Source organism: Microcoleus sp. D2_18a_D3 (assembly GCF_036702455.1).
Lineage (GTDB): Bacteria > Cyanobacteriota > Cyanobacteriia > Cyanobacteriales > Microcoleaceae > Microcoleus.
Map to the genome: position 1 here is coordinate 1 of NZ_JAUBTK010000076.1, position 16,621 is coordinate 16,621.

Consider the following 16,621-nt stretch of genomic DNA (forward strand, 5'->3'; position numbering starts at 1 on the left):
ATTTTGGCGAACCTTAGCAATGATGTTAGAGTCTAGAATACATAGATAATGTTTTTTGTCAATGCGTAAGTCCTAGAATTTTATTGTGGAACAGGCATCTTGCCTGTTCATAAAAGGTTTTGACACTAAGCGCTATAATCAAAAAGCTTTATTTTTAGTCCATAACCCCCAACCATGAGAACTTACTACTGCGGCGAACTGCGAAGCGAACACATCGGAGAGACTGTCACCCTTTACGGCTGGGTGGATCGCCGCCGCGATCATGGCGGGGTGATTTTTCTGGATGTGCGCGATCGATCGGGTATTGTGCAAATTGTCAGCGATCCTGAACGCACCCCCGATTCCTATCACGGGGCTGAGGCTTTACGCAGCGAATACGTGCTTAAAATTACTGGGCGAGTCACCAGCCGCCCCGCCGATTCCCTCAACCCGAAATTGCCTACGGGTGAGGTGGAAATTTACGCTGACGAAATTGAGTTGTTAAATGCTGTTCGCAAACAGTTACCGTTTCAGGTGGCGACGGCGGAAAATGAAAGTGTGCGGGAAGATTTGCGGCTGAAATATCGCTATTTGGACTTGCGGCGCGATCGTATGAGTCGCAATTTGCAGCTTCGCCACCAAGTAGTCAAAGCTATGCGCCGCCACCTGGAAGATGTGGGAGGTTTTATTGAAGTTGAAACACCGATTTTAACGCGATCGACTCCTGAAGGTGCGAGAGATTATTTAGTGCCCAGCCGCGTCAATTTGGGCGAGTGGTACGCTTTGCCGCAGTCGCCGCAGTTGTTCAAACAATTGTTAATGGTTTCGGGTTTGGACAGATATTATCAGATTGCCCGCTGCTTCCGCGATGAAGATTTGCGCGCCGACAGACAGCCGGAATTCACACAATTAGACATGGAAATGAGTTTCATGTCTTTAGAAGAAATTCTCGAATTAAACGAAGGTTTAGTCTCCCAGATTTTCCAAAGTGTCAAAGGCGTAGAAGTGCCCCGTCCTTTTCCGCGCTTGACTTACGCGGAAGCAATGGATCGCTACGGTAGCGACAAACCAGACACTCGCTTCGGTATGGAATTAGTCGATGTTTCCGATTTGATGAAAGATTCGGGATTTAAAGTATTTTCCGGGGCGGTTGCTGCGGGCGGAATTGTGAAGATTTTGCCGATTCCGGGCGGAAATGATGCGATTTCTAACGTGCGGATTAAACCGGGTGGCGATTTGTTTAGGGAAGCCAGCGAAGCCGGTGCGAAGGGATTGGCTTACATTCGCGTGCGGGATAATGGCGAAATTGATACGATCGGCGCAATTAAGGATAATTTGACGGAAGCACAAAAACAGCAATTGCTCGATCGCACGGGCGCGCAACCCGGTCATTTGTTGTTATTCGCAGCGGCTGATGTGACAACTGTCAATAAGACTTTGGATAGATTGCGTTTGTTTATCGGTAACGAATTGGGATTGATTGACAAGGACAAGATGAATCTGCTGTGGGTGACTGATTTCCCGATGTTTGAATGGAACGCTGATGAGAAGCGTTTGGAAGCATTGCACCACCCGTTTACTGCGCCGCATCCTGACGATATTAACGATTTGAAAACTGCGAGGGCTCAAGCTTACGATTTGGTGTTAAACGGTACAGAAGTCGGCGGCGGTTCTCTGCGGATTTATCAGCGGGATGTTCAGGAAAAGGTGTTTGAGGCGATCGGCTTATCGACTGAGGAAGCTTACAATAAGTTTGGCTTTTTGTTGGAGGCGTTTGAGTATGGAACTCCGCCCCACGGAGGCATTGCTTACGGCTTGGATCGGTTGGTGATGCTGTTGGCTGGTGAGGAATCGATTCGCGATGTGATGGCGTTTCCGAAGACGCAGCAGGCGGGTTGTTTGCTGACGAATGCGCCGTCTGGTGTGGATGAGAAGCAGTTGAAGGAGTTGCAAGTGCGATCGACTTATACGCCGAAGTCATAAGGCGATCGGGACTTAGGCAAAGCCTATGTGTCATGCTGAGAGAAGGGAAGCATCTCGCTTGATGCTTCACTACACTGCGTTTTGTTCAGCATGACAGACACGATTCTGCGTCCTGGACTGTCATTGAGTCAAAACTTTGGCTGATACTGTATGCTCTAGTTACATTCCACGTCTTTAGATTAAAAACGCTATAATTAGCATAATCGAAAATAGGTAAAAACGATGTCAACAGTTTATCGTTTAAAAGCCAGCGAACTCAATGATCATTTTTTAGAACAAATTAAGGCGACTTTTGGAGATAAAGAGATTGAAAGAATTGTTTCAGAGTGTGATGAAACCGAATATCTTTTGAAATCAGAAGTCAACAAAAATAGACTTTTAAAAGCTATTGAAAATGTTAAAGAGGGGCAAAATTTAGTTGAAGTTAATTTACATAATTTGCAATGAAACGAACATCGTTTAGTTTACCAAGTTAGGGATCGAGAAATTGCGATCGTGGCTTGTAAGTATCATTACACTGAATAGATGTGATTGCGTTTCCGAAGACGCAGCAGCCGGGTTGTTTGCTGACAAATGCGCCGTCTGGTGTGGATGAGAAACAATTCAGAAAGTGCGATCGCTCGAAATGATTACGGAAAGTATCTGTAAATCTCTTTGCGGTGGAGTATCCTGACGAAATAGACTACGCCATCATTAACTTTAATACCGATTCGGTAATCGCCCACTCTCAGGCGATAGTAGTCTGCATCACCTTTTAGTTTTTTAACATTGCTGACTTCATTTAATTTTTCGGCGTTCTCAACTTCTTCTATCGCTTCCTGAATTCTTTGCAACAAGTCAGCATCAAGAATCTTGAGTAAATCCTTTTCAAAGCTCTTTTTAAACTCCACATTCATGGTTGTCTCTTCAGGATTTTGAAAATTTGCTCGCGGCTGACTGTTTCAGTATTTTCGCCTTCTTTGATAGCATTTTCCATCCCTATATCTTCTAGGGCTTCTGTTAAAATTTCAGAAAATACTTCTTTTTGTTCTTTTAATAACTCAAAAATCGCTGCTTTGAGCAATTCTTTAAGTTTGGTTTCGTCTAGAGTAATTTCAGACATTGCTTTTTTTGTGGGATTTTTTTAGGTTTTTATTGTATCACGAAATGCGGCAAATTTATTTTTATTTTATTTTATTTGAATTAAATTTATTCTAGCTAACTTTGGTTTGCGGGTAGTCAGAAACCGGGTTTTTTCAAGAATACTTCGTTACACCTCGTAGAAGCGGCCAAAAACCCGGTTTCTTTGGTTTGCGGGTGGTCAGAAACCGGGTTTTTTTCGAGAATACTGCATCCCGACCTTTAACTAAAGTGAAAAACCCGGTTTCTTTGGTTTTGATGCGTAACTCCCGACAGTCAAAACTTAGGACTCTAGATGAAGTCGTTTGAGCCAGTTTACGACTGTTTGAAGTAAATCGGGGTCATGGGGGGAGAAGGTTTGCAGGGGTGGATGAGGTGTGTCGGTGATGAGGCAGATTGTACCGTCGAAGCGGGTGAGGGCATCGAGGAAAGTAGGGCTCAAACCTTGGGCGGCGGGGGATGTGGGGTCTTGGTAGAAGATGAGGATCGGGTGTTTATCCCAGTCTAGGAGTTGCCAGTAGATTTTGAATTCGGTGAGGGTGCGGGGTGTGCCTTCTGTGGATTTGGGGCAGTGGTGTTTTTTGATTAGTTGCAGGTAGATGTCGGCGGCGGGGTTATCGGGGTTATCGAATTTGCTGCCATCGATGCAGAAGAGTTGCAGGGTTTGGTGGAGGTTGGTTTCGGTGAGTTGGGTTTGCAGGAGTTGGGGGAGTTCGGCGAGGTTAAGGGTTTGGACGAGGGGGGAGGTTTGGGTTTCGGTTAAACCGTGCCATGCGCGGTAGAATTCGGGGTAGGGGAGTTTTTGGGCGCAATACAAAAGTATTTCAATAGCACACCTAGATGTATCAAAACTGAGTTTAATAACTTTTCCATCCAGGTACTCTTTTAATCTCTTAATGACTAAAAAATATAATGAATTACTGTTGATAATTTTTTCAAATAATAAATCAATGATATTTCTACAGAGAAAATGACTGGGTTTAGTAAATAGTAACTGAAGTATAGGTTCAATAATACTTATATCCTCTCTTCCAATCTGTGCCAATCTAGCTTTAGCAGCCGTAAAAGTATGTTTAATCGACGTTTCCCCATTGTTCTTAATTTCAAAACCGTCTCGGAACTGACCAATTAAATAGTTCACGTCATTACAAGTTTCCAAAGCTTTGATTTTTTGCAATCGGTTTTCTTCAAAAGATTTTAGTAGTTTAGACATTTGATTTATTTCTTCAGGTAATTTTTCCTGCCGATCGATAATATTTTTTTGTTCTCGCTCATTGTGATTATTATTATTGCTTAATAGTGATTCGGCAGCTTCTCGGTAATTTTTACTATTTAATAAATTAGTTATAGTAGCCTTTGCTGCAAAATTGTTAGGGTCGATATCTAATATAAAAGCAGCCACTGTAAAATTAACCCTCTCACTTTCATGCGGCAACGTTTGTAATAAAACAGTCAAGGCATTGATTACCTTTAGGTGATTGGTTTCTTTCAATGCTATAGCCGCAGCCTTTTCAATATAATTTGGATACATCAGCCATTCTTGGTGTTCAAATTTAGAAGAACCAAACCGCCAAAGAACAAGCTGGTCTATAATATCGCTAATAATATCAGGCTCCTCAAAATCATTAAACTCCCCAATCCCTGCGGCTGCCAAAAAATAGGCGCGATATTCATAAAAACCTCTATCTACTTTCTCAAAATTCCATTCTCCACACCCATCATCAAAATTTACCAACTTCTCAATAAACTTCTCCTTATCCGCAACATCCCCACGCCCTAACCACAGCAAAATTACCTGCTTCCACGGCGGTTCAAAAATCCGATATTCCTTCCCCGGCACCGGAAAATCAACATGATTCCGAGGTAAAAAATCATCCCAATCTTTCACTGCCAACGCCGCAAAATACTCCTGAAACGTCGCATGATAAAACACGCAAATCGCCTCTGGAAAACGTTCCACCCGATTCAACCACCCCAACTTCATCACCGCCTCAAAAATCGGGCGACTTCCCAAAACCTTCAACACCCAACTTTCCCGCAACCGTAACCGCGAAACCTCATCCTTCTGTTCCATCGCCGCCCACGCCAACCGCGCCAAAGCTTTATCAATTGCCTCCCGTTGATCTAAAATCTCCTCATCCGCCTTCCAGCGATACACCCAATCCACAAACTGCGCGTATAACCCCGCCTGCGTTTCCGGCAAACCGCCCCCCGTCTGCCAAATTAGACACAACATCCACAACCGCAACGGATTCTGAATCAACTCCTTGAGACGGGAATTTTCCGACTCTGCTAACGCCGCCTCTAAACTCTCCCCTGTCGCTGCATCTCTCATCTCTGCAAACCAACGGCGAATATAGTCCGTCACCTGTTCCGGGTTAAACTCCAAATTCCGAAACACATCAAACCCCGAAAAAGCATTCTTATCCGCTTCCCAGACATTCACCCGACAAGTCACCACCACCCGCGCCGCCTGCACCCATCCCCCCAAAAGTGCGGAAACATGGCGCATTTCCACCTTAGATGTCATTTCATCCAACCCATCCAACAATAGCCAAATCAGGTGTTTTTGTTGGGTGAGTGCATCAATAGTGAGATTTTGACCTGTTTGTTTCAGCCAGATATCCTCGATATATTGGGTAATTGTCGGTTGAGTTAAATCTGCCAAAGATACCCAAATCGGCAAACCCAATTCTTGCTTTAAAATCCAATCGGCAATCTTCTGTAAGCGCGTGGTTTTCCCCGAACCCGGTTCGCCAATAATCGCAATTTTGCGCCCTTGGCTAATTTCGCTTTGCCCTTGTCGCAACACATCCTCAAAAAAGCGTTCTTCAGCAATGGGGATGAGTTTTTCTTCTTCCTTTTCTTCTGGCCGATCCCTTGAGGGAGGCTTGGACGGTTTGCGTTCAACAATCGCTAAGCGAATATAAATCTCATCTAGTTGCGGTGTCACCCCGCAGGCGTTGGTAAACCGGTTGGTGGTGAGTTGCTTTTGTTCCGCGAGGTTTTGGCGGCAGATTTCTTGCCAGTTTATAAGTTTATCTTCAGATTTAGGGGTTTTTCCAGCAACCGTTTTCCGTAGAGTTTTCTCCTGTTGCTTAGATTTTTCGGGGCGTAGGCGTTCCCATTCAATTTCAAATTGTTCTAAATTCTTTTGCGTGTTTTTACTCCACAACTTCAGAGTAAAGTGCAACGTTTCATTTCCCTGCGTCTTAGAGCGATTATCTTCGAGGATGTGCAAAAAGTCCTCTAAATGTTCATTAAGTGCCTGTCTAATCTGGCTTTTAGTTAATTTCCCTTCATGCTTGTCTTTGACCGTGAGAAATTCCAGCGTTCTCAGTTGGGTTTCAATCACCAATTTCGGTTGTTTTGTAGTTTCATCCCGCCATCTAAAACTTAGAGAGATGCCACCAACGTCTTCTAATTCCCAATTGGCATAAGCCAACAGTGCCCCTAATAAGCGCTTGGCACGTTCTTTAACAATAGGCCCATAGGTGACTTTATCTTTGCTCGGCATGGGTTCCAGGGAGGGGAATTGCAAAAGAACTTTGGGGGGGCTGCAATCTTCACGACGTACCCCAAACCGCTCTAACGCTTATTCTATCAAGTTTCTGGCTGATATAACCGGGGGGTTGCTTTGCTTTCCTACCCCAAACCGACCATACCTTCAGACACTTGAAATGAAGGCTGGTTAAGGATGAACGACCAAGAAGACAGAATCAAACAACGCGAAGCATTAGAAAATGCTTATGACAATTTTGTTGAACCTTATGTTAATCAATTTATTATTGAAGTTAACACGCAGCCTTCACCGAGTATTGATGTTACGCTTCCTGGGTTTTGCTGTGTGTCGGGATGGTTGGTATTGACTCTGTTATATTGTTTTTGGATGCGCTGGCGATCGCCACTTAAAAGATTCTGACGATCGTACTCCTGGAGGCAGAAACCGGGTTTTTTACGGAAATACTGCATCCGGGTCTTTAACAGTCGTGAAAAACCCGGTTTCTTTGGTATTTATGGGTAAGTCCTAAATGAGACAGAAAGGACGATCGCACTTCACAAAAAAAGTGCGATCGCCCTCAACAATTACTCTTTCCAGTAACGGGTTAAAATCCGAATCACCTCACCCGCTATCGGCGATGGTAGAGGCGGGCTCCATTCCCCAACTTCTGCAAAACCTAAAACGTGCAACAGATTAACGATGCTGTCTACCGCTTTAGGAACGCCACACAACAGCAAACGAATCGGTTGTTTACCTTGAGGTACATCAGGAATTTCTTCCCGGAGCAATTCGGGAACTGATTTTGGCTGTGATATCATAGACTTTGAATTACACGAATAGTGGAATTGCGATCGCCCTCAAGTTTTCCAGGCCAGGGGCGATCGCTTTTCCGTTTGTACATCCTCACTCTAGCACAGCTATGGGAATATGGGAATAGGTAACTAAGGGAATTTTAGACTTTTCACACGTAAACGTGTGAAAATAAAGTTATGGCAAATGAAAAAGACACCATCAAACTTGTAATTCCCAAGGCATTGAAGATCAGGTTCAAAGCCTTGTGCGTTCGTGCGGAAAGGGATATGAGCAGCGTCGGAGGTCAACTAATAGAAAACTGGTGTCAAGAGCAAGAGCAAGCCCAGGCGAAACGGGATGAGTCAAACACCTGAAGGGGCGACACCAAAGAGGCGTACAAAGAAAGTACGATCGATCTATGAAGTAAATTCCCAGTTGCCTAACTTGCCAGCAAAAAACCTAAAACGAGTCACCAGCTACGTTCCTCCAAACGCCTACAACGTCTTGGAAGATTGGGCCAAGAAAGAAGACCGGACAGTCAGCAATCTCGTAAGTCGGATTGTCTCTGAAGCTGTAGATGCTTACTTGGCTAAAAAGACTACAGAAGATGAACCCAGCAGCAATTAACCTTTGATCTCTACGCTGATGAGTCATTCTCAACTGCCAACCTGTCGGGCCGTTGATTTTGTGTTGGAGTGGGGTTTGGGTTTTGGCTATTTAGATTACTATAGCCTAAACTAGATTGTGGTGTGCTACCTTGGCTTAAAATTTTTCTAAAAAATTTGCAGTCAGCTAAAATGACATCGTGAACACGCTACCCCCAAACAATGTGAGTCCTGCAAAATCTCCTAGAGTTGCCTTTTACCCCCCACCCGAAATCAAGGAGAAGTTAGAGAAACTGGCGAGTATTGAGCGTCGTTCGATTTCCCAAATGGCATTACTTTTGGTGGAAGAAGGACTCGAAAGAGCGCAGAAGGAAGGAAAGTTCAATGAATCCAAAGACGATTAAACTAGCAACTACCACTGCGCGCGATCGCTCTCAACTGCCTGCGTGTCCTGCCGTGTACTTTGTTTTGGACGGTGACGCAGTAAGGTACAATAGGGCAGTAAAAGCACAAATAACAGCCTTGCCAGCAAAACTCCCCAGAATAGTTGTATATCTTCCAGAAGAACTTAAAGCAGACCTAGAGCGGTTAGCCAAATCGCATTATCGGCCGGTCTCGAATATGGTGTTGACATTAATTCAAGAAGCAGTAGATGAGGCTAAATCTGAGGGGAGAATTCAAAGCGAAGAGCGATCGCAGCAACAGAAAATCGACAGCGACTCTGGATGATTTAACCGCAGAGGACGCAGAGAGCACAGAGGAAGAGAAGAGAGAGATGAATAAATTTGTTATAAAATGACATTTTGAACACCCTACCTATTACTTACTCTTGACCAGATAAATGTCTATTTCCTGCTTCAGCTCGGTAGGTCAAATTCAGCAACCTGTTTTTGACCAAGAGATTGAATCGCTAAGACTAAAACACTTAACGTCAGGCCTAAAATCGCATAACTCGGTAGTGAAAAAATAGTTACTTTAAACAAATAAGGCAATTCCCCCCCCTTCCAGTTCCACCGCTTTCCTAGAAACACCAACAGCCCGCCATGAATCACAGCGGTTTGCACCATCACACAGCCAACGCCGAATAACCAAACGGACATTCTTTGCTTAGAGAAGGCACAATTTTTAATCTGAAAACATAAATCATTCAGCAAAAAAACCACCGCCGGTGCTAACATCACAGAACTGGTGGGCTGAGAATAGTTGATAGCAATACTCAAAGTAGAAATTAGCACCATTTCAGATAAATCAACTTTTTTTGACCAAGCATTGCGAGATTGTTTTTTGTAAAAATACCAACTCACTAAACCAACTAGCAGCAGACAGATCGAGTCAGAAAATAGCTTCGCCACCAAGGGACTATCGGGGAAAAATCTCGGCCCCATAACCCTTAAATCAAGACGACTCATAGAAATATAAGCATTATTCGATGGATCGTTGAGCCACAGTGGAAATCCACGAGTCGCATCCTGTATAAATCCTGTTAAAGAATTGCCCGTTACAGCTAGACCTATAACTGCCAAAAAAGTTACCGTGGCTAGAGATATAAAAACTAGCTGAAACCGTCTTTTGATTAAAAAATAAGGAATAAACAATATAACTAAAGTTGGTTTAAAAAGTGCAATTCCTAATAAAATTCCTGCAATTACATCGTAATTTTTTCTAGCATAAATAAACATCCATAACAGCATAACAGCAATAAAAGTTGCCACATTTCCAACTTGAAGATCGAAGACAAAACCGTAGAGGAATGCAACTGATATACTACAAATAGTCCTAAAAGCTCGTGAGTGCGACACCAACAAGATATTCGCTCCCCATAAAACAAAACCTGTGGCAATAAGATGCAGCCAAGTCCAGATGGTGAATGCAGTCTTCATCGGGAAATAGCCCACAAACCACAGCAGAGGAATGATATTAGGTGGATAAACAAAAGATGGAATAAACCCACACACTTTTGTGATGCTACAGAAACCGATGTTAAACACCTCGACATTAAAGGGACTCAAATGCTGATGGGCTAATCTACTCGCTACATAAAACCACTTAAAATCCCAGTAAGGCGGATCCGGTCGAGTAGTCAGATTGTAAACCAACCAACCGGTATAACAGAGAAATCGGGTTACAACTAATACAATAACTGCTTGCAAAATAAAGTTAACGATACGTTGACGAAAAAACTGAGTCAACCTTTGGATAGAAGGATGTTTTAAAAACAAAGAATCTTGCCATGCTGTTTTTTCGCTATCTAACCGCAAATTAAGTTTTAGAATCAAAGCGACTGTAATTAAAATAATTACATTCCAGAATCCAAAGCTAATCATAGAAAATAATTTTAATAAATTTACTATTTGATGATATCACAACCAGAGATTCTCAACTAAAACTCAGCCTTTGAGCCAAGAATATAGACTTTTCTTCCCCGTTTATACCTAACTCTCTTTTCTCTCTTTTCTCTGCGTCCTCTGCGCCCTCTGCGGTGAGAAAAAAAAATCTTATTCACAAACGAAATAGCATTGCCATCTAAAAGCCCGATCGCACTTTTGTCCCTTGTAACCCTGTTCACCCCCAAACATATGCGTTACCCTAGTTGACTACAACTTGTACCGCACTCCCCAACTAAATTCATGCTTCCCCGCATCAAAGAATTAGCCGCCACCCTAGCACCCCGCTTAATCGAAATTCGCCGCCACATCCACTCCCACCCCGAACTCAGCGGCCAAGAATATCAAACCGCCGCCTACGTAGCCGGAGTTCTCGCTTCCAGCGGAGTTCACGCGATCGAAGGAATCGGCAAAACAGGAGTGCTCGGCGAACTCAAAGGCAACAGCAGCGAGTCCCGCTGGCTGGCAATTCGCACCGATATGGACGCTTTGCCGATTCAAGAACGCACAAACTTAGAATTTGCCTCCCGCAACGAGGGAGTCATGCACGCCTGCGGCCACGACATCCACACCACCGTCGGTTTGGGCGCAGCCATGATATTGTCTCAGCTAGGGGAAAAATTGCCCGGTCACGTCCGCTTCTTGTTTCAGCCGGCGGAAGAGATTGCCCAAGGTGCTCAATGGATGATTAAAGATGGGGCGATGCAAGATGTTGACGGCATCCTCGGAGTGCACGTTTTTCCGACGATTCCCGGCGGTTGCATCGGTATCCGCCACGGGGCACTGACGGCGGCGGCAGATGACATAGAATTGATTGTGATGGGCGAATCCGGCCACGGTGCGCGTCCCCACGAGGCGATCGACGCAATTTGGATTGCTTCTCAGATAATTACCACTTTGCAGCAGGCAATTAGCCGCACGCAAAATCCTTTGAGGCCACTGGTTTTGACGATCGGGCAAATTAACGGCGGACGAGCGCCGAACGTAATTGCCGATCGAGTAAAATTATTGGGAACCGTGCGATCGCTGCATCCAGAAACCCACGAAAAACTGCCGGCTTGGATCGAACAAATTGTTTCTAGCGTTTGCGCGACTTACGGCGCTAAGTACGAACTCACCTACAAGCGCGGCGTGCCCGGAGTCCAAAACGACCCCAAACTCACGCAATTAGTCGAAACTGCGGCTTTAGAAGCTTTAGGTCGATCGCGCGTCCAAATTTTACCAGAACCATCCCTCGGCGCCGAAGATTTTTCGATGTACTTAGAACACGCACCGGGAACCATGTTTCGCTTAGGAGTGGGACTAACTGACAAACCGAACTATCCCCTCCATCACCCGCAATTTGAGGTAGACGAAGCGGCGATCGTCACCGGCGCTGTCACCTTAGCCTATGCCGCCTACCAATATTGGAAACAGCATCCAGGTTCACACTAATAGTCTTCGACGTATGGGTGGTCAGCTAACTAACCGTAGGGTGCTTACCCGGAAAATTGTTTTGTCTCTGGTAATAACATTCAGCCCTGACCCACCCTACAATAACTACAAAAACTAATTTATAAAATTTTATGAACCTAGATTTCGATCGATTCTGCGATGCCTGCAACCCCAGTCACTCCCTGATATTGGGCAATGCCGAAGATCAGCGTTACTACATTGATTTTGCTGAGGTGCGTGGCGGAAAAGTTATTAACATACTCAAACGGACAATTACCCGTCTGGCACGAGATAAACCGACTTGCCAATTGTTTACCGGACATATTGGTTGTGGCAAGTCTACTGAATTGTCGCGACTGCAAAAAGAGTTGACAGATGAGGGATTTCATGTAGTTTACTTCGAGTCCACACAAGACCTCGATGAAATGGATCTCGATTTGACAGATATCATGTTAGCGATCGCCCGGCGAGTCACCCAAAGCTTGGAAGAGGGCAAAATTTCCTTGCAGCCCCAGCGCTTTAAAGAATTCTTAAAAAATAGTTGGAATTTTTTACAAACCCCTGTGACTTTAGAAGCTGAAGGAGAACTTTTTGGCAGCAAATATAAGGGCCATACAGACGGAAATTTGGAAGTCTCTCTGCCTTTAGGCATCGCCAAAATTACTGCCAAAACCAAAAGTGATCCCGACTTGCGATCTAAACTGAGACAGTACATGGAACCGCAAGCGAATAAAATGTTAGAACTGATTAATCAAGAAATTATTGATGTAGCAATTAATCAGTTAAAGCAGCGCGGTAAAAAAGGATTGGTGGTGATTGTTGACAACTTAGACCGGATAGTTTCTCAATCCAATGCCTCGGGGCGACTGTTGCCAGAATATATTTTTATTGACCGGGGCGATCAGTTGCGGAAACTGAATTGCCATTTAGTTTATACCCTGCCGTTGGGATTGATTTTTGGCAATGAAAGTGCAATTTTGAAAAATCGATTGGGCGGCGGAGTTGACCCGCAAGTTTTGCCGATGGTACCCGTAAAGAATAGAGATGGCAGCGAATGTGTTGAGGGGATGAATTTACTGCGGCGCATGGTGATGTCGCGGGCTTTCCCTAATGTGTCGCCAGAGAAATATATTACATTAATTGCCGAAGTTTTTGACAGTCCTGAAACTTTAGATGAATTGTGCCGAGTTAGCGGAGGTCATCTGCGAAACTTGATGGGAATCCTGTTTGGTTGCTTGCAGCAAGATGACCCTCCCATTTCGCAAAATGTGTTAAAATCAGTGATTCGCAGTGCCCGCGACACTCTGATTCGCGGCATCGATAATGATGAGTGGGAATTACTGTTTAAGGTGGTGAAAGAACAAAGCATAAATGGAGATAAAGAATACCAAGATTTGCTGCGAAACCTGTGGGTTTTTGAATATGTAGACGACACTCAAGGAAATTGGTTTGCGTTGAATCCGCTGTTGATGGAAACTGACAAATTTAAGCGGTGGCAGCAGAAAAATTCGTGAGATTATGGTAAACTCAAATCCCGCCGAAGATATTGCAGCCGAAAATGAGCGATCGCTATCTACTTTGGTACGGACGATCGCCCGCTTTCAAGGAAAGTTTTCTTTAACTATAGTGCGCTGCAATTATGCTAGCTTGCGTTCTGCAATGCTGGAAAAGCTGCGCGATCGCTCGACTGTTGAATATCAAGAATTAGCCCTCGAACCTGCTACCAAAACACTTTATCAAACCATTCTAAATGCCGTCCAAGAGCAACCGCCGAAAGCTTTAATAATTGTCGGTATCGAATCGGTGGTTGCTCTTGATGACCTGTTAGCGGGCGCGAATAGAGCGCGAGATCAATTCAATCAAGATTTTGCTTTTCCTTTAATATTATGGGTGACGGATTCCGTACTGTCTAAATTCAGTCGATCGGCGAATGATTTGAAGTCTTGGGCTCCTCCTCCAATTCAGTTTACCATGCCGCCCTATGATTTGATGATTTTTTTGCGACAAAAAGTAGGCCAAGCTTTTGGTTATGTTGAGAATTTTAAATTAGATGACTATGAAGTTGAGTCGGTGGAGAATGACCTGCTAAATGCAGCATTAGACCCGGAATTGCAAGCTAGTTGGCAATTTATTCAGGGTTTAGTTGAATCTCAGAAAAATCAAATAGATTTAGCACTCGAACATTATCAGCAAAGTTTGACATTTTGGCAGCAAAATCGCCACTTAGAAAGACAAGGAATTGTCTGCCAGAAAATTGCTCAAGCTTACAACCGCAAAGCTGAATTGCACCGGGCAGGAAATCAAGGCTATTGGCGAGAAGCTAGAAAGTATTTGCAGCAATCTCTGGAGAGTTTTGAGCAAGCACAACGAAATGATTTAGCAGCTAAATGTATTAGCGAACTTGGCGAAGTGCTGCGACTTTTAGAAGCTTGGGAAGAGTTGCCAATTTTAGCTGACCAAGCTTTAGAAATGCACGAAAATTGTGGCACTCAGAGTCAAGTAGCTGAAGATTACGGCTTTTTGGCTGAGGTAGCCCTGCAACGTTCTGAGTGGGAAAAAGCTTGCGAATCAGCTACATTAGCATTGCTTGTTTTGACACAAGCAGAAATATCCCAACAAGAGACTGGTTTGTATCTGTTACTTTTGGCAAAAGCGCAGCGAAATCTGGGTCAACAGTCGGAGGCTGTTAGGAACTTAGAAGCAGCTAAAGAAAATACGCAGCCTCAAGATGATGTGCAGCTTTATCTGAGGATTTTAGAAGAGTTGAGAACTCTCTATTTTGAGCAAAGCGAATATTTAAAAGCATTTGATTTAAAACTAGAACAACAGGAAGTTAAAAGCAAATACCGACTGCAAGCTTTTATTGGCGCCGGTCGCTTGCAGCCGCAACAAACAATTAATCTTGCTTTAGAATCAGGTCAGTCAAAAGCTGAAATTGTTGAGGAAATTGAAGCGGCTTCCGGGCGAGCAAAGGATATTAAACAGATAATTCAACGCATAGGTACACCTGCTTGTAAGCTGACAATTATTCACGGACAGTCAGGGGTAGGAAAAAGTTCTATTATTCAAGCGGGGTTAGTTCCGGCACTGCAACTTACCACTTTTGACGCGCGGGACGTATTGCCTATTTTATTGCAGTCTTATCACGATTGGGCGAGGGATTGCGGTCAGCGTTTAAAATTGGGAATTGAAAAAATAAAAGGTAAGAGTTTATCTACTCCTATTGACACACCGACAGCTATTTTGGAACAGTTGCGACTCTATGAAAAACGCAATTTATTGACGGTACTAATCTTTGACCAGTTTGAGGAATTTTTCTTTGCTTATCAAGACCAAAGCAGCAGGCAAGAGTTATATAATTTTTTGGCTGAATGTTTGCAAATTTGCCATCTTAAAATTATCCTGTCGCTGCGGGAAGATTATCTTTTCTACTTGTTAGAGTGGAATCGCACGACCAAATTATCAATAATTGAAGATGACATCCTCAATAAAATAAATCGCTATTATTTGGGTAATTTTTTGAGGTCAGATGCTAAAGTTGTTGTCCAAACCTTAACAGGACGCTCTCAATTTTACTTGGATGATGATTTGGCAAACACACTGGTAGAAGATTTGGCAGGTCAACTCGGCGAAGTGCGACCGATTGAGTTGCAAATTGTGGGGACGCAACTGGAAAAACGGCAGATTACTCGACTGAGTGACTATCAGCAACTTGGCGATCTCGCAAAGCTCAAACTGGTTGAGGAATTTTTAGCTGAAGTGATCGCAGACTGCGGCAAGGAAAATAAAGACATTGCCGAACTTATCTTGTACTTGCTGACGGATGAAAACAATACCCGTCCTCAGAAAACTTTGGCTGAATTAGCAGCAGATTTAGGAACCGCGTCAGAAAGATTAGACTTGGTTATCGAGATTGTCGTTAAATCGGGATTGGTGTTAGAAGTACCAGCAACTCCGATTCAAAGATACCAACTTGTCCACGATTATTTAGTGCCTTTTATCCGCAAACAGCGCGGTGCGAAATTAGGTGAACAACTCAAGCAAACTGAAGCCGAAAAGCAGATATATGCAGAGGCCAGACAAAAAGTAGAACTGTTGTCAGCAGCAGCAAAGCGACAAGTTAAATGGCTCAGGAGTATTGGTGCAGCGATATTTAGCATTAGCTTAATTGGTGCTGCAACTGTAATGGGATTAGCATGGCAGCAAGTGGACAAGGCACAGAAATTGACCAAATTAGAGCGATTAGGAACTGATACATTGAGACAGTTTCAAGTTAATAATGAGCAAATAGAGCCTTTAATCTCAGCCGTGCAGATTGGCAAACAACTTAGAGATATCGAGAAAAACAAATCTTCACTTGCAGATTACTCAGTCTCCAGTCCTCTCTTCACCCTACAGCAAATAGTGGACAACATCCGAGAAAAAAATAGGTTCGGGCATCAATATGCGGTAGGGAGTGTCAGTTTTAGTCCTGATGGCAAATACATCGCTACGGCATCACGGGAAACAGCAGGGTTGTGGGATATTACAGGCAAGCTGATACAAGAATTTAAAGGACATGAACTTGCGGTAGGAAGTGTCAGTTTTAGTCCTAACGGCAAATACATCGTTACAGGGTCTAATCGTGGTATAGTAAGGTTGTGGGATTTAAAAGGTAAGTTAATACAAAGATTTGAAGGACATCAAAGTCCAGTATGGAGTGTCATTTTTAGTCCTGACGGCAAATATATCGCTACGGCATCATGGGACAAAACAGTAAGGTTGTGGGATTTAACAGGTAAGCTGATACAAGAATTTAAAGGACATCAAGATTGGGTATCGAG

The 16,621-nt window shown here is 43.8% G+C and carries 16 protein-coding genes and 1 pseudogene; 12 read left to right on the forward strand and 5 right to left on the reverse strand.

Features of this window, described 5'->3' with window-relative positions; genetic code table 11:
* Nucleotides 1-174: 174 nt before the first annotated feature.
* The 3 genes and pseudogenes from aspS to QUB06_RS26595 all read left to right on the forward strand — a co-directional run.
* Nucleotides 175-1,962: an aspartate--tRNA ligase gene (aspS, locus tag QUB06_RS26585; RefSeq protein ID WP_333437831.1), complete on the forward strand. Its 1,788-nt coding sequence runs from the start codon at nucleotides 175-177 to the stop codon at nucleotides 1,960-1,962.
* A 222-nt stretch (nucleotides 1,963-2,184) separates the two neighbouring features.
* Nucleotides 2,185-2,409 carry a hypothetical protein gene (locus QUB06_RS26590; RefSeq protein ID WP_333437832.1) on the forward strand — a complete coding sequence of 75 codons (225 nt, stop codon included), beginning with the start codon at nucleotides 2,185-2,187 and terminating at the stop codon, nucleotides 2,407-2,409.
* A gap of 6 nt (nucleotides 2,410-2,415) precedes the next feature.
* Nucleotides 2,416-2,487, forward strand: a pseudogene (locus QUB06_RS26595) (type II toxin-antitoxin system YoeB family toxin); the annotation flags it as partial.
* Nucleotides 2,488-2,591: 104 nt separating this feature from the next.
* Here QUB06_RS26595 and QUB06_RS26600 read toward each other — a convergent pair.
* From QUB06_RS26600 to QUB06_RS26610, 3 genes are all read right to left on the reverse strand, one after another.
* Nucleotides 2,592-2,858, reverse strand: a complete 267-nt coding sequence (locus QUB06_RS26600; RefSeq protein WP_006633401.1) for a type II toxin-antitoxin system RelE family toxin — start codon at nucleotides 2,856-2,858, stop codon at nucleotides 2,592-2,594.
* Nucleotides 2,855-3,064, reverse strand: coding sequence for a hypothetical protein (locus QUB06_RS26605; RefSeq protein ID WP_006633400.1), 210 nt, complete (start codon nucleotides 3,062-3,064; stop codon nucleotides 2,855-2,857). Before QUB06_RS26605 ends, QUB06_RS26600 begins: the two co-directional genes overlap by 4 nt.
* Nucleotides 3,065-3,364: 300 nt before the next feature.
* A complete protein-coding gene (locus QUB06_RS26610; RefSeq protein WP_333437833.1) occupies nucleotides 3,365-6,598 on the reverse strand; it encodes an NACHT C-terminal alpha/beta 1 domain-containing protein in 3,234 nt (1,077 codons plus the stop codon).
* A 180-nt stretch (nucleotides 6,599-6,778) separates the two neighbouring features.
* Here QUB06_RS26610 and QUB06_RS26615 point away from each other — a divergent pair, with 180 nt between their 5' ends.
* Nucleotides 6,779-7,003, forward strand: coding sequence for a hypothetical protein (locus tag QUB06_RS26615; protein WP_333437834.1), 225 nt, complete (start codon nucleotides 6,779-6,781; stop codon nucleotides 7,001-7,003).
* A 164-nt stretch (nucleotides 7,004-7,167) separates the two neighbouring features.
* On the opposite strand, the gene QUB06_RS26620 is transcribed toward QUB06_RS26615, so the two are convergent.
* Nucleotides 7,168-7,401, reverse strand: a complete 234-nt coding sequence (locus tag QUB06_RS26620; protein WP_190663608.1) for a hypothetical protein — start codon at nucleotides 7,399-7,401, stop codon at nucleotides 7,168-7,170.
* A gap of 171 nt (nucleotides 7,402-7,572) precedes the next feature.
* Here QUB06_RS26620 and QUB06_RS26625 point away from each other — a divergent pair, with 171 nt between their 5' ends.
* The 4 genes from QUB06_RS26625 (at nucleotide 7,573) to QUB06_RS26640 (ending at nucleotide 8,709) form a co-directional block, all read left to right on the forward strand.
* Nucleotides 7,573-7,749: a plasmid partition protein ParG gene (locus QUB06_RS26625; protein WP_332983430.1), complete on the forward strand. Its 177-nt coding sequence runs from the start codon at nucleotides 7,573-7,575 to the stop codon at nucleotides 7,747-7,749.
* Entirely contained in the window at nucleotides 7,733-8,002 is a 270-nt protein-coding gene (locus QUB06_RS26630) for a ribbon-helix-helix domain-containing protein (protein ID WP_332957635.1), read from the forward strand. Before QUB06_RS26625 ends, QUB06_RS26630 begins: the two co-directional genes overlap by 17 nt.
* Before the next feature lie 178 nt (nucleotides 8,003-8,180).
* Nucleotides 8,181-8,384 (forward strand): ribbon-helix-helix domain-containing protein, encoded by a 204-nt coding sequence (locus QUB06_RS26635; RefSeq protein ID WP_015178320.1) that lies wholly within the window; start codon nucleotides 8,181-8,183, stop codon nucleotides 8,382-8,384.
* The gene (locus tag QUB06_RS26640; protein WP_333437835.1) at nucleotides 8,365-8,709 is read left to right on the forward strand and encodes a ribbon-helix-helix domain-containing protein; all 345 of its coding nucleotides are present in this window, start codon (nucleotides 8,365-8,367) and stop codon (nucleotides 8,707-8,709) included. The genes QUB06_RS26635 and QUB06_RS26640 overlap by 20 nt, the downstream gene beginning before the upstream one ends.
* Before the next feature lie 128 nt (nucleotides 8,710-8,837).
* Here the strand turns inward: QUB06_RS26640 and QUB06_RS26645 are convergent, their stop codons facing one another.
* Entirely contained in the window at nucleotides 8,838-9,860 is a 1,023-nt protein-coding gene (locus tag QUB06_RS26645) for a glycosyltransferase family 87 protein (RefSeq protein ID WP_333437856.1), read from the reverse strand.
* Here QUB06_RS26645 and QUB06_RS26650 point away from each other — a divergent pair.
* The 4 genes from QUB06_RS26650 to QUB06_RS26665 form a co-directional block, all read left to right on the forward strand.
* Nucleotides 9,825-10,004 (forward strand): hypothetical protein, encoded by a 180-nt coding sequence (locus QUB06_RS26650; RefSeq protein ID WP_333437858.1) that lies wholly within the window; start codon nucleotides 9,825-9,827, stop codon nucleotides 10,002-10,004. The two genes, QUB06_RS26645 and QUB06_RS26650, sit on opposite strands and share 36 nt — an antisense overlap.
* Before the next feature lie 603 nt (nucleotides 10,005-10,607).
* Complete coding sequence (locus tag QUB06_RS26655) at nucleotides 10,608-11,798, forward strand: M20 family metallopeptidase (protein WP_333437836.1); 1,191 nt, start codon at nucleotides 10,608-10,610, stop codon at nucleotides 11,796-11,798.
* 131 nt (nucleotides 11,799-11,929) lie between these two features.
* The gene (locus tag QUB06_RS26660; RefSeq protein ID WP_333437837.1) at nucleotides 11,930-13,312 is read left to right on the forward strand and encodes an ATP-binding protein; all 1,383 of its coding nucleotides are present in this window, start codon (nucleotides 11,930-11,932) and stop codon (nucleotides 13,310-13,312) included.
* A gap of 4 nt (nucleotides 13,313-13,316) precedes the next feature.
* On the forward strand, nucleotides 13,317-16,621 hold a 3,305-nt coding region (locus tag QUB06_RS26665), incomplete at its 3' end, for an nSTAND1 domain-containing NTPase (protein ID WP_445251426.1).